The organism is Citricoccus sp. NPDC055426, from assembly GCF_040677445.1.
Lineage (GTDB): Bacteria > Actinomycetota > Actinomycetes > Actinomycetales > Micrococcaceae > Citricoccus.
On sequence record NZ_JBFARZ010000002.1, the window covers coordinates 363,688 to 376,728 of the forward strand.

Here is a 13,041-nt window from a genome sequence, read left to right on the forward strand (position 1 = left end):
AGTCCTGATGCCGCCGGTCCGCCCCTCGGGGGTCGATCCGGCCGGGGCATCAGCTCCACCCACCCCCCACCGACCCGCGGCCTTGCCCTGCCCTGAAAGCGGCCCTCCTCATGCTGCCCACCGTGTGGCGGCACGGTCCGGGCCCCTCCTTCAGATCGCCCGGCCCAGCCCGCCGGGTCACCCGAGTGAAGGAACATCACGCATGCATCAGCGCCGCCTGCTCGCCCCCGTGGCCGCCAGTGCGATCGGACTGTCCCTGGCCTTCGGCACCCTGCCGGCCATGGCTGCCCCGACCGCGGAGCCGACCTCCGTCTCGTACTCCAACATGGTCATGAACATCGGCTCCACCGAGGCCGACCGCAACTTCGTCTGGTACTCCTCCTCGGACTCCGCCGAGCAGCAGGTGCGACTGGTGGAGAAGGACGCCGAGGACGCCGTCCAGCTCCTGGACTCCACGGACACCGGCACCTCGAAGGACTTCCCTGAGCTGACCTGGAACCACGCCGGGGTGACGGGCCTGAAGCCGGGCACCACCTATGGGTGGCAGGTCGGCTCCGAGGCCGAGGGCTGGTCCGAGACCTACGAGTTCACCACCCAGGCCGATGAGCGCCTGGACGTCCTCGTCTTCGGCGACACCCAGATCGGCTCCGGCGGGGGCGTCCCCACCGACGGCGGCGCGTGGCAGAGCACCCTGGACACCGCCCTTCAGGGCGTGGCGAACCCGGACTTCCTGCTGTCCGTGGGCGACCAGGTGAACACCCATGACAGCGCCTCGGAGTACACCGACTACCTGGCCCCGGACGGGGTGCGCGAGCACGCCCTGGCCACCAACATCGGCAACCACGACGACGGCAGTGCCTCGGACGAACAGCACTCCTACGCCGAGCACTTCAACATGCCCAACCGGACCGCCAACCCCGGCTGGAACAACGAGATGGGCAACTACTGGTACATCCAGGACAACACCCTGTTCGTCTCCCTGAACTCCAACCACGGGGTCGCCGCAGACCACGAGGAGTACGTGCGCGAGGTCGTGGCCGAGCACGGTGCGGACGTGCAGTGGAAGGTCGCCACCTGGCACCACTCCCTGTACTCCACCGCCTCCCACGCCACCGACGGTGACATCGAGGACCGCCGCGAGTGGATGCCGTCGCTGATGACCGAGCTCGACTTCGACGTGGTGTTCTCCGGTCACGACCACGTGTACAACCGCTCCAACCTGCTCTACAACGGCCACCCGGTCAACAACCCGGTCACCGAGGCCAACCCGGAGGCACCGTCCGAGCTCGCCAAGTACGAGGGCGAGGTGCTGTACATGACCATGCAGTCCTCCACCGGCTCGAAGTACTACGGCATCCAGGACGGGATCGAGTTCCCCTTCAACGCGGTCCAGTCCCAGCTGCGCACGCCGGCCTACGCCCACCTCGAGGTGGACGGGGAAACGCTGAGCATCACCGAGCACCAGGTCGACGGCGAGGTCATCGACGAGGTCTCCATGACCCGCCAGGGCACACCGAACCCGGTCGCCCCGCCCGAGGGCATCGGCCAGACCGAGTTCGAGGGCCCCGGCGTGGTGGACACCCCGGTCGAGAACGTGCTCGACGAGGAGACCGGAGAGGTCACCGTCGAGGCACGCACCCTCTCCCCGAACGACGACGTCGAGGAGAGCGTCGGCGACGGAGCGATGGACATCAGCTCCTCGGACATCGAGATCGTCCAGGAGTCCCCGGGCGACGAGGACCTCGACGACCAGTTCGCCGGGCTCCGCTTCGACCAGGTCGGCATCCCCGCCGGCGCCACCATCACGGGCGCCCATCTGCAGTTCACCACGGACGAGCACGACAAGACCGGTGACCCCTTCGACGTACAGATCCACGTCGAGGACACCGGTGCCGCCGCGAAGTACACGGACGACGACTTTGCCGTGTCCTCGCGCAGCTACCTCGACCAGACAGTGGCCTGGAAGGACGCCCCGGTCTGGACGGAGAACGGGGAGCAGGGCGAGGCGCAGCGCACCCCGGACCTGACCGCCTTGGTGCAGGCCGTCGTCGACCGGGACGACTGGGCCCGGGGAGGCGCCCTGAACTTCATGCTCTCCGGCACCGGCACCCGCACCGCCGAGGCCTACGAGGGTGGCGGCAGCGAGCAGGCACCGAAGCTGATGGTCACCTACACGCTCGAGGACGGCGTCACCGAGGTCAGGGGCGAGATCGCCGAGGACCGCGACGACGTGGAGCAGTACGTGGACGGCGTCGAGGCCGGAAAGATGGACCACGGTTCCTCCGACCTCGAGCTCGTGGACGAGAAGTCCGACCAGAAGCAGGCCGTCGGACTGCGCTACGCGGACCTGCAGGTCCCGGCCGGCTCGGAGATCCTCTCGGCCCGCGTGCAGTTCACCACCGACGAGGCGGACAAGAACATCGATCCGTTCGACGTCGCCATCGCCGCCGAGGCCGCCGACGACTCCGCGGCCTTCTCGGACGAGCCCGGCGACCTGACCTCGCGCACCCTGACGGAGGCCACCGCCGAGTGGTCCGGCATCCCGGCCTGGGAGATCGAGCACGAGTCCGGCACCGCCCAGCGCACCGCCGACCTCTCCGACGTGCTCCAGGAGGTCGTGGACCGGGAGGGCTGGGCCGCCGGCAACGCGCTGTCCCTGGTGCTGACCGGCGAGGGCCAGCGCTCCGCCGAGTCGCGCGACGGTGAGGAGGACATGGCCCCCGAGCTGTGGGTCACCTACCGCGAGGCCGGCCAGGAACCGACGGAGCCGACCGACCCGACGGAGCCGACCGACCCGGTCGAGCCCGAGGCCCCGGAGCCCTTCACCGACAACACGGATGAGGACACCTGGTTCTTCGCACCGGTCCGGTGGCTGCAGCTCGAGGACCTCACCATGGGCTATGCCGACGGCAGCTTCGGTGTCCGCAAGAACATCACGCGCGGCGAGTCCCTGGCCTTCATCTACCGGTACCTCGACCCGGAGACCACCGGCGCCACCGAGGACTTCTCGGACATCGATGCGCACAACGTGTTCTTCGACCCGATCCGGTGGGCCGCCTCGAACGGCATCACCCAGGGTTACTCCGACGGCGAGTTCAAGTCGACCCGGCCCGTGACCCGCGGCGAGTTCGCCTCGTTCCTGTACCGGGCCGTGGATCCCGAACACACGGCGCCGGTGACGAACGGGTTCCCGGACGTCCCGGAGGACAACGCCCACCACCGCTCCATCTCGTGGCTGTCCGGCGAGGGCCTGGTGGACGGCTACTCGGACGGCAGCTTCGGCACCTCGCGTGAGATCACCCGCGCCGAGGTCGCGAAGATCCTGTTCAACTACAACGAGACGCTCCAGGGCTGACCCTCCGAGCAGGCAGAACGCGAACGCCCCGTCCCACCTGAGTGGGACGGGGCGTTCTCGTCCTGTGTGTCTCGGCCGCGCCGGGGGCTCAGTCGCGCCCGGAGTCCGGACCCTTCGGCTCCGGGGCCGGGCTGTCCAGATACCCCGGGAACTTCTCCTGCAGCCGGGCCTTCTGCCGGTCCAGGTCGGAGGCGGACCGCACCTGGGGGTCCTCCTCCCCCCGGGCCCGGAGCTCGTCCTCGGGCAGGTACCCCTGGTAGCGCTCCACCAGCATGTCCTCGGCGTCCACCGAGCGGTACTGCACGCGGCGCACGGAGCGGACCATCAGGCGCAGGACCACGATCACCATGGCCACCATCAGCGCCGTGAAGAGGAAGCCCTCGATTCCGGGGGTGACGTCGGCCTGCTCCAGCCCGGGACGCAGCGTCGGCTCGCCCACTCCCGGCACCGGCTGCTCGGACGCATCCGCGGTGGAGCTCGGGGCGGCGGAGAGGGTCACGGCAAGCGGGGGGAAGGCATTCACGGTAGACCAGTCTACCGGGGTGCCCCGGTGGGTCCGCCGATCACCGCAGCCCGGTGAACAGGTCCGTCTCCGGCAGCGTGGTCTCCACGCGCGAATCGATCAGGACGTAGTCCTCCCACGGCCAGGTCTGCCGCTGCCGGGCGTTCGGGGTCGAGAAGAAGTGCCCTGCCGGGTCGATCTGGGTGCGGTGCGCCCGCAGCGCGTTGTCCCGCTGCTCGAAGTAGTCGGCCACGTGGATCTGCGTGGTCACCTGGTGGCGCGTCATCCGGAAGCGTCCCGGTGCGGCCGCGCTCGGGGTCTGCTCCGCTGCCTCTCCGCGTTCCTCGCGTTCCTGCTCCTCCTGGAGCTTCCGGTACCACGCCAGCCGCTCCACGTACGGTGATTCCTCGCCGGCGCTGAGGTAGGCCTCGTGCAGTGCCTCATACTTCGCCGGGTTGAACGCACGGTCGTAGTAGAGCTTGGAGACCGTCCAGGCCTCCCCCGTGCCGGGGTACCGGTCCGCGTCCCCCGCGGCTCGGTAGGCCTCGACCGTGATCTCGTGGGACTTGATGTGGTCGGGGTGCGGGTAGCCGCCGATCTCGTCGTAGCTGATCAGCACATGGGGGCGGAACTCCCGGATCAACCGGACCAGCGGCGCCGCAGCCTGTGCCAGGGGCACCGTCCCGAAGCTGCCGAACGGCAGCGGCGGCATCGGGTCGCCCTCCGGCAGCCCCGAGTCCATGAAGCCCAGCCACCGGTGTTCGATCCCGAGTGCGGCCCCGGCCTCCTGCATCTCCGTCCGCCGGACGCCGGTGATGTCCCGGTCCAGGCGCACGGTGTCCCCGTAGCCGGGATTGAGCAGGTCGCCGCGTTCTCCGCCGGTGCAGGTGACGACCATGACCTCGGCGCCGGCCGCCTCGTAGGCGGCCATCATGGCGGCACCCTTGGAGGACTCGTCATCCGGATGCGCGTGGACGGCCATCAGCCGCAGCCCGGCGGAGGCCGGGACGCCACCGGCCTCGGGCACCGTGTGGTGCTCCTCGGGCTCCAGGGAACCATAGGTGGCCTGTCCCACGGACACTCCGAACTCCGGCGTACCGGTCCCGTCCGGGGCGTCCCGGTCGTTCGGCTCGATCCGATCATCGGGGGAAGGGGGGTTCACGTGGCCTCGATTGCTTTCGGGACTGTGGGGGGCGGCGGGATACTATGGCATGACATGACTTCCACACCCCAGACATCGGCTGACCCGGTGCCGAGTGACAGCCTAGCGAACCGGTACGGGCGCCCCCAAAGCACGGGCCCGTCGTTCCTGAAGCGCCGCGGCAAGTGGATCGCCGTGATCGCCCTCGTGGCGGCCGTCGCCGTCACCTTCTGGTTCGCGACCTCCTCGCACAGCCGGACCCTGGACTGGAAGGACGTGGGCTTCACCATCGACTCCCCGACCCGGGCCTCGGTGACCTTCCAGCTCACCAAGGACCCCGAGGACACGGTGCAGTGCGCCGTCCAGGTCCTCTCCCCGGAGTTCGCGGTGGTGGGCTGGCGCACCGTCACCGTCGGGCCGGAGACGCCCGCGGCGGACGCGATCCCCTCGGACCGCACGACCATGTATGACGTCGACCTGCGCACCGATTCCCTCGGCACCAACGGCGGCGTGAACGACTGCTGGTTCCCGGACGAGTAGCAGAACCCGGAAGTCCAAGCCGGCCGGGCCGACGTCGTGACGGGTTGTTACCTGCATCACCACAGGAATGACGGATCTGAAGCGTTTCCGTTAGAATAGGGGCTCAGTACGTTGTCACCCCGCCTGTCGGGGGTCGCCCGCACCATGCCGGGTGGCTCCGCTGGCGGGGTTCTTGCATGGTCGCCCCACGGGCCGCAACCCGCGGCACAGCGTCATGCACGCGGCGGCGTGGCGACCCAGCATCGGTCCCGCACTTCCGTTGACCACCAGATTGAAGGAGACTTCGCGTCCATGAGCACCACCGACAACGCTCCCTGGCTGACCCAGGAGGCCTACGACCGCCTGAAGCAGGAACTGGATCACATCTCCGGACCGGGGCGCCAGGAGATCATCGACCGCATCGAGCAGGCCCGCGAGGAGGGTGACCTCAAGGAGAACGGCGGCTACCACGCCGCCCGCGAGGAGCAGTCCAAGAACGAGGGCCGGATCATCGAGCTCAAGCACCTGCTCGAGACCGCCCAGGTCGGCGCCGCCCCGGCAGACAACGGGGTCGTGGAGCCCGGCATGGTCGTCGAGGCCAAGATCGCCGGCGACCTGGAGACCTTCCTGTTCGGCAATCGCGAGATCGCCGATGACAAGGACTCCATCACCGTGTACTCGGAGCGGTCGCCGCTCGGCGCGGCCATCCACGGCTCCAAGGTAGGCGACAAGCTCAGCTACGCCGCCCCGAACGGCAAGGACATCGCCGTCGAGGTCGTCTCCGCCAAGCCCTACAAGGCCTGATCGGCCGGCTCGGCCCCACCACACCGTGCACGACGGCGGCGCACCGGTTCCCCGGTGCGCCGCCGTTGCGCTGTGGTGGGCTTGCCGGGCTTGCTAGGTTGAGGGCATGCTCATCGTCGAAGAGATGTTCCTGCTGCTCACCCAGGACAACGGCACCACCGACCGCGCCCGCAGATACCGCCGCTACGGGCTCGTGGCCGCCGCCCTGACCGACCTGGCGGAGGCCGGTGTCCTGAAGATCGCCGCCGAGGGCAAGGACCCGAAGGCCACCGTCGTCCGCGCCGGGATGACCGGCCAGGCCCCACTGGATGCGATCCTGCCGGCCCTGGACGGGCTGTCCGGGAGGACGCTGTCCCAGCTGGTCTCCAGCTCCAAGCTCAATCCGGAGAAGGCCACCGGCCAGGCCCTCGCCCGCCAGGGGATCGTCCGGGAGGACTCGGGGTACCTGACCGTCAACCCGGCCCCGGAGATCGCCCTCCGCGAGCGGCTCGGCCAGGTCCTGTCCGGACACCGCGATCCCAGCCTGGCCGAGGCCACGGGGTTGGGCATCCTCAAGGCGCTGAACGTGGCCCACGGCCTGCTGGGCCCCGCCCGTGGAGACCTGGACCGGCGCGGGCTGTCCCGGCGGATCGAGTCCCTGGCCCAGGGGGTCCCAGCCGTGGAGGCCCTGAAGAAGGTCGTGGACCCGATCACCGCCTCCACCATGACCATGGCCACCGCTGCGGGGTCCGCAGACGCGAGCTGAGGACCTGTCGGCTCCTCCACATCCGGCCGAGTTCCTCCTTGGGTCCACAACCCGTCCGCGGGACCGCTAACGCGTCCGGCCCCTGTGATCGAATACCAGTACTAGAACAACAACTGGTGGTCCACGGTGGAGGTCCCACGGTGGAGGTCCCACGGTGGAGGCGATGAGGGCGGGAGGGGTCATGGCGGGCGGTAACGGCGGCAACGGCGGCAACGGCGGCAACGGCAGCCTGGCCGATGTGCCCCTGGCTGAGCTGTTGGCCCGGACCCACGCGCTGGCCGGCGAGTTGTCGTCCAGACTGTCCGATCCACGGCTCGTCGATTCACTCCCCCGGCTCCGGACGGTGGCGGAGGACCATGATCACTCGGAGGACTGGGGCCTGTACGCCCCTGCGGGTCGCCCAGCACCCGGCCCACTGGCGGACCGGCCGGAGACCGAGGCGGCCGACTCCACCTCGAACATCCCAGGTGACCTCCCCGGCCCGGCCGGGTCTCTGTCCGAGTTGCAGGTCGGCGTCGAGGACCTGGCCCGCGTCATCGATACCGCCCGTACCGCCCTGGCCGGGCACACGGATCGGATCTTCGATGCACACCAGCTCCGGGAGGAGCTCCTGGGGATTCCTCCGGGCAAATGCGCCTTCAGGAACGGGTCGGAGTACCTGCGGGACGTGCTGCGGATCGGCCGGCGGGAGGCCAAGGCCCGCGTCTCCCGCGCCGCGCACACCATGGCGTCGCTCACCCTGGACCACTGCACCGTGGTGGAGGCGGGCATGCCCGCGCTGGCAGATGCCGTCCAGGGTGCCGAGCTGGGCAGCACGGCGGTGGACCTGATCGTCACGACGGTGGCCGACGCCCGGCGAGAGGCCGTCCTGGCCGATGTGCCGCCAGGCGCCGTGGACGAGTTGCTGGCTAGCGGCGAAGCGTTGCTGGTCGCCCAGGCCCGGGAGGTGGATCCGGACACCCTGAGGAAGATCTGTGCGCATTGGCGGCTGAGGTTCGAGGCCGCGGTGAACCCGGACGGTTCAGAGCCCACCGAGGCTCAGCTCAACGCCACCCAGGGACTGTTCTACCGGGGCGAGGCCAAAGGCCTGCATGAGTGGCACCTGTGGGCGGACGACGCCCAGCACGAGATGCTCAAGACGGTGGTCTCGGAGGGATCGAATCCTCGGCGGACCCCCGGAGACACAGCAGACCACGGCTCCACGCAGGAAGACTGCGGCACGGAGGGGTGGAACGGCCTCGACGACCGTGCGGCCACCCTCGACGGCCGGAGCCGGGCACGGCGCGAGCTCGACAGCCTCGTCAGTGCCCTGACCGGCGCACTGTCCCTGGTCGGAGTCGGCTCTGGCGCTGGCACTGGCACTGGCACTGGCACTGGCACTGGCACTGGCACCGACTCTGGCACTGAATCGGGCCCTGGCGGGACAGCCGGATACCGCACCCGGCCCCAGGTCATGGCCGTCATCGACTACGAGACGCTGTTCGAGCGGTTCGGTCAGGACCCTCCGAGGAACGATGCGGCGGCTGGCCCACCGGACGGGATGGCACCGCCTCGACCGCGCATCGACAGGATCTCGACGACGTCCTACGTGGGCGACGTCAATCCACAGACCATCCGTCGGCTCGCCTGCGAGGCCGATCTGATCCCGGTCGTCCTCGGTGGCAGCGGTGAGGTCCTGGACGTGGGCCGGTCGCGACGCCTGTTCACGCACCGGCTCCGTCGCGCCATCAGCGCCCGGGACGGCGGTTGCACGGCGCCCGGATGCTCCATCCCTGCGCCCTGGTGCGAGGCGCACCATATCCAGCATTGGGAGGACGGCGGGCCCACCTCCGTGGACAACGGGACGCTGCTGTGTTCGCATCATCACCATGCCGTCCACGCCGGGGCGTGGAGGATCTCCGTCTGGCAGGGCATTCCGTGGTTCGTCCCGGCGCGGTACCTGGACCCGGATCGGCGGCCACGCCGCAATCTCTACTGGCGGCCCGGTCTGGCGGCCTAGTGGTGTCTGGAGCGGCTGTTGGAGTGAGGCCTAGTGCTGCACGAGCGGCTGGTACCCGGAGGAGCGCAGCCGCCCGAGCACCTGCTCGGAGTGCTCGCGTCCCTTGGTCTCCATGTCGATCGTGATGGTCACGTCCCCCATGCTCAGGGAACCGCCGATCCGGCTGTGGTCCACGCGGGTGACGTTGGCATCCGTCTCCGAGATGATCCGGGAGATGTTGGACAGCTCGCCAGGGCGGTCCCGCAGGGACATCTTCACGGTCAGGTACCGGCCTCCGGCGGCCAGACCGGACTGGATGACCTTGAGCATCAGCATCGGATCCACGTTGCCCCCGGAGAGCAGCGCCACCGTCCGCTGGGACTCGATCCCGAGCTCCGCCAGCTTGCCCTCGAGCAGGGCGGCCACACCCACCACGCCGGCGGGTTCCACCACCATCTTGGAGCGCTCCAGCAGGAAGACCAGGGCGTTGGCGATGGCGTCCTCGGAGACCGTCACCACGCCGTCCACGAGTTCCTTGATGATCTGGAACGGGATCTGGCCCGGCTTGCCCACGGCGATGCCGTCCGCGATGGTCGAGACGTGGGTCAGCGGCACCACGGCGTCTGCGGCCAGGGACGGCGGATAGGCCGCCGCGTTCTCAGCCTGCACACCGATGATGTTGATGTGTCGGCCCTGACGGCGTGCCATCTCCTTGACGGCCACGGCCACCCCGGCCAGCAGCCCGCCGCCGCCGATGCCCATCACCAGGGTGTCCACCTCGGGATCCTGTTCGAGGATCTCCAGGCCGATGGTGCCCTGGCCGGCCACCACGTCCGCGTTGTCGAACGGGTGGATGAACACGGAGCCGGATTCCTCCGCGAAGCGCTGGGCCTCGGCGAGGGCCTCGTCCACGTTGTTGCCGAAGAGCACCACCTCGGCGCCGTGGTCCTTGGTGGCCTGCAGCTTGGGCAGCGCCACCCCGCGCGGCATGAAGATGGTCGCCTTGATCCCCAGCTTGGAGGCCGCCAGGGCCACGCCCTGGGCATGGTTGCCGGCGGAGGCCGCCACCACGCCACGGGAGCGCTCCGCCTGCGTCAGCTTCGCCATCCGGACGTAGGCGCCCCGGACCTTGAAGGACCCGGCGCGCTGCAGGTTCTCGCACTTGAGGTGCACCACCGAGCCGGTCAACCGGCCCAACGCCCGGGAGTGGTCCAGGGGGGTGCGGACGATCACGCCGTCGAGCAACCGCCGGGCGCTCTCGATATCCGCCAGGGTGACGGGGAGGTCCGAACGGTCGGCCGGGCCGTCGGCCGGTGCCGCGACCGGATCGGCGTTGCTGGGGGGCGTGGTGGTCACGTGGTTCCTCCGTCCTGGTCCGGCCGTCGGCCGGAGTGGTCCATCCCCGTATTGTCCTCCTCCGCCGAGGACGTGTCGCGCAGGTTGCCTGCGGTGCCGTCTGCGGCACCGGGGCCGGTGCCGGTGCCGGTGCCGGTGCCCGGGCCAGGGCCGGTACCGTGCTCGGTGACCGGGCCGGCGTCGTGCTCCTTGCGGGAGGGTGTCTTCGCGCGCTTGAGCTCGCGGCGCGCCCGCCGCCGTTCCCGGGCCGTGGTGCCGGACGCCGCGGCGCCCTGCTGCCCATGCACTGCGGGGCCACCGGCGGTGGCGCGGCGGACCACCCCGTCGAGGGTCTCATAGGCCCGCCCCCACGGGCCCTCCAGACTGGCGGCGCGCGCCTTGAGCCGGGTGTCCCAGACGTCGGACGCGCCGGCCGGTTCCGGCTCGGCCGCGAGCCACGGCTTGGCGTGGAAGTACTTGATGGTGGCGTTGAGGAAGGCCATCACGGGCACGGCGAAGATCGCGCCGACCAGGCCCAGCACAGCGGTGCCTCCGGCCACGGCCAGGAACACGGCCAGCGGGTGGAGGCTGACGGCGCGTCCCATCACCAGCGGCTGCAGCACGTTGCCCTCGATCTGCTGCACCAGCAGCACCACGCCGAGCATGATCAGGGCGTTGACCCAGCCGTTGGCCACGAGCGCCAGCAACACGGCCACCGCGCCGGTCAGGAAGGCACCGACCAGCGGGATGAACGAACCGAAGAACACCAGCACCCCCAGGGGCAGGGCGAGTGGGACCCCGAGGATCCAGGCGCCGGCACCGATGCCGACGGCGTCCACGAACGCCACGAAGATCTGGACCCGGACGTAGCTGCCGAGGGAACCCCAGCCGGCCTGCCCGGCGCCGTCGATGGCCTCCCGGTGGCGACGGGGAACGAAGTTCAGGCAGAAGCGCCAGATCCCCTGGCCGTCGAACAGGAAGAAGATCAGGGCGAAGACCACCAGGACCGTGCCGGCGGCGATGTTCCCGGCGGTGGATCCGAAGCCGAGGGCCCCGGAGACGATCGTCTGGCTGTTGTTCCGCACCGCCTCCGTGAGGTCGCCGGCGATGTCGTTCCACTGGTCCGTGGTCACGCCCAGGGTCTCCAGCCAGCCGACGATCCCCTGGACGCCGACCACGATCTGGTCCCGCATGTCCGTGAACCCCACGGCGAGCTGCTGGCCCACCAGCGTCAACAGGCCCAGCACCATCAGGATGAACCCCAGGATGACGGCTGTCACGGACAGCCCCCGTGGCACACCCCACCTGATGAAGCGCCGGTGGATCGGCATCAGGAGGGTGGCCAGGAGGGCGGCGATGATCAGGGGGATGACCAGGATGGAGACATGGCTCAGCAGCCAGATGCCGGCACCGGTCATGGCCAGGATCAGCAGGACACGCCAGGACCAGGCGGCGGCCACGGTCAAGCCGTAGGGGACGTCCGCGGCCAGGCGGTCCCTCTCCTGCTCTGCGTTCAGGACCGGTTCGGGGCCGGGTTCAGTGACCGGTTCGGTGACCGGTTCAGTTAACGGGGCACCGGGCGCCGGGACGCCTGGGGCCGAGTCGCCTGTCCCGGGGACGCCGGGCTGTGGGCTCGTGGTCAACGTGCTGTCTCCTCTCGGTCGACGCCGCCGGCGGTGGTCCGTCCGGTGATCCCCCAGGAGGCTGTCAGCGATTCGCCCGAGGCGATCCACACCAGGCCGTCGCCGCTGTTCAGGGCGTTCGCCGGGGCCGTCATCGGCTCGACCGCGACCGCCCGGTGCCGGCCGGGGAACCGGTCCGTGAAGAAGACGTGCACATAGCCGTAGTCCGGCTCGGCCCAGAGTTCCACGCTCCGTCCGTCCGGTGCCGTCAGCGTGTGGTGGTGGCGCCCGTCCGACCCGGGGGTCAGGTCCGTGAACGCGGCGTCCAGCAGGCCGGTGCCGACCACCCGTCCGGCCCGGAAGTCCTCGTCCGTGCCCTGCACGGGTCGGGTGCCGGTGGGGATCAGCCGCTCGTCCGCCAGGATCCGGGTGGCGGCGGACAGGGTGAGGGTCAGCTCCTCGCTGGGCACCTCGCCCAGGCGCAGGAACGGGTGGGCGCCGAACGCTGCCGGCGCGGGCCGAGGCCCGTGGTTGGTGAGGTGCTGGCGCACCGTGAGGGAGCCGGCGTCGTCCAGGGTGTACGCCACCTGGTGGGTGAGGCGGAACGGGTAGCCGTGCTGCGGGTGGATCTCCCCGCGCAACACCACCTCCCGCGCGGAGTGGGCGGTGGCCAGGAACGCGGTGTTGCGCAACAGCCCGTGGCTGGCGTGGCCGCGGGAGGGCTCCGTGAGGTCGAGCTGCTGGACCTCACCGTCCAGGTACCAGCGGCCGTCCCGCACCCGGTTGGGCCAGGGGGAGAGCTGGATCCCGCACGCCGCCGGTGGGAGCTCGTCCGCCCCGAAGCCCTCCACGAGAGCGGTTCCGCCCACCTCGTAGCGGCGCAGGGCACCGGCCAGCGAGACGACCGTGACCTCGGCCCCGCCGTGGCGTAGCTCGTACTGGGTCCCGGTGGCAGCGGGACCCCCGACGTCGGGTGCGGTCATGGACATGACTCCTCGATCAGTGGCAACGGTCTGAGTCCATTCTGCCGTGCCGGGAGA

10 protein-coding genes are annotated in these 13,041 nt (G+C 70.2%); 5 read left to right on the plus strand and 5 right to left on the minus strand.

Features of this window, described 5'->3' with window-relative positions:
• Positions 1 to 202: 202 nt before the first annotated feature.
• A complete protein-coding gene (locus tag AB0K08_RS05465) occupies positions 203 to 3,355 on the plus strand; it encodes an S-layer homology domain-containing protein (protein ID WP_363352461.1) in 3,153 nt (1,050 codons plus the stop codon).
• A gap of 88 nt (positions 3,356 to 3,443) precedes the next feature.
• On the opposite strand, the gene AB0K08_RS05470 is transcribed toward AB0K08_RS05465, so the two are convergent.
• Together AB0K08_RS05470 and mca are read right to left on the minus strand one after the other, a co-directional pair.
• Positions 3,444 to 3,878 carry a hypothetical protein gene (locus AB0K08_RS05470; protein WP_363352463.1) on the minus strand — a complete coding sequence of 145 codons (435 nt, stop codon included), beginning with the start codon at positions 3,876 to 3,878 and terminating at the stop codon, positions 3,444 to 3,446.
• A gap of 40 nt (positions 3,879 to 3,918) precedes the next feature.
• The gene (gene mca / locus AB0K08_RS05475; RefSeq protein ID WP_363352581.1) at positions 3,919 to 4,839 is read right to left on the minus strand and encodes a mycothiol conjugate amidase Mca; all 921 of its coding nucleotides are present in this window, start codon (positions 4,837 to 4,839) and stop codon (positions 3,919 to 3,921) included.
• Positions 4,840 to 5,073: 234 nt separating this feature from the next.
• On the opposite strand from mca, the gene AB0K08_RS05480 reads away from it, so the two are divergent.
• The 4 genes from AB0K08_RS05480 to AB0K08_RS05495 all read left to right on the plus strand — a co-directional run bounded on the left by AB0K08_RS05480 (position 5,074) and on the right by AB0K08_RS05495 (position 9,065).
• Positions 5,074 to 5,538: a DUF4307 domain-containing protein gene (locus AB0K08_RS05480; RefSeq protein WP_363352465.1), complete on the plus strand. Its 465-nt coding sequence runs from the start codon at positions 5,074 to 5,076 to the stop codon at positions 5,536 to 5,538.
• Between the two features lie 291 nt (positions 5,539 to 5,829).
• Complete coding sequence (gene greA / locus AB0K08_RS05485) at positions 5,830 to 6,321, plus strand: transcription elongation factor GreA (RefSeq protein ID WP_363352467.1); 492 nt, start codon at positions 5,830 to 5,832, stop codon at positions 6,319 to 6,321.
• Positions 6,322 to 6,427: 106 nt separating this feature from the next.
• Positions 6,428 to 7,066 carry a GPP34 family phosphoprotein gene (locus AB0K08_RS05490; RefSeq protein WP_363352469.1) on the plus strand — a complete coding sequence of 213 codons (639 nt, stop codon included), beginning with the start codon at positions 6,428 to 6,430 and terminating at the stop codon, positions 7,064 to 7,066.
• 181 nt (positions 7,067 to 7,247) lie between these two features.
• A complete protein-coding gene (locus AB0K08_RS05495; protein WP_363352471.1) occupies positions 7,248 to 9,065 on the plus strand; it encodes a DUF222 domain-containing protein in 1,818 nt (605 codons plus the stop codon).
• A gap of 30 nt (positions 9,066 to 9,095) precedes the next feature.
• Here AB0K08_RS05495 and ilvA read toward each other — a convergent pair whose 3' ends face one another.
• The 3 genes from ilvA to AB0K08_RS05510 form a co-directional block, all read right to left on the minus strand.
• A complete protein-coding gene (ilvA, locus tag AB0K08_RS05500; RefSeq protein ID WP_363352582.1) occupies positions 9,096 to 10,316 on the minus strand; it encodes a threonine ammonia-lyase in 1,221 nt (406 codons plus the stop codon).
• An 80-nt stretch (positions 10,317 to 10,396) separates the two neighbouring features.
• Positions 10,397 to 12,022 (minus strand): AI-2E family transporter, encoded by a 1,626-nt coding sequence (locus tag AB0K08_RS05505; protein WP_363352473.1) that lies wholly within the window; start codon positions 12,020 to 12,022, stop codon positions 10,397 to 10,399.
• Positions 12,019 to 12,984, minus strand: a complete 966-nt coding sequence (locus tag AB0K08_RS05510) for an aldose 1-epimerase family protein (protein ID WP_363352475.1) — start codon at positions 12,982 to 12,984, stop codon at positions 12,019 to 12,021. The genes AB0K08_RS05505 and AB0K08_RS05510 overlap by 4 nt, the downstream gene beginning before the upstream one ends.
• Positions 12,985 to 13,041: the final 57 nt, after the last annotated feature.

Excerpts from the sequence above, each read along its gene's own strand:
- AB0K08_RS05465 (WP_363352461.1), top strand. The coding sequence starts at position 203 with ATGCATCAGCGCCGCCTGCTCGCCCCCGTGGCCGCCAGTGCGATCGGA.
- mca (WP_363352581.1), bottom strand. The coding sequence starts at position 4,839 with ATGGCCGTCCACGCGCATCCGGATGACGAGTCCTCCAAGGGTGCCGCC.
- AB0K08_RS05480 (WP_363352465.1), top strand. The coding sequence starts at position 5,074 with ATGACTTCCACACCCCAGACATCGGCTGACCCGGTGCCGAGTGACAGC.
- greA (WP_363352467.1), top strand. The coding sequence starts at position 5,830 with ATGAGCACCACCGACAACGCTCCCTGGCTGACCCAGGAGGCCTACGAC.
- AB0K08_RS05490 (WP_363352469.1), top strand. The coding sequence starts at position 6,428 with ATGCTCATCGTCGAAGAGATGTTCCTGCTGCTCACCCAGGACAACGGC.
- AB0K08_RS05495 (WP_363352471.1), top strand. The coding sequence starts at position 7,248 with ATGGCGGGCGGTAACGGCGGCAACGGCGGCAACGGCGGCAACGGCAGC.
- AB0K08_RS05510 (WP_363352475.1), bottom strand. The coding sequence starts at position 12,984 with ATGACCGCACCCGACGTCGGGGGTCCCGCTGCCACCGGGACCCAGTAC.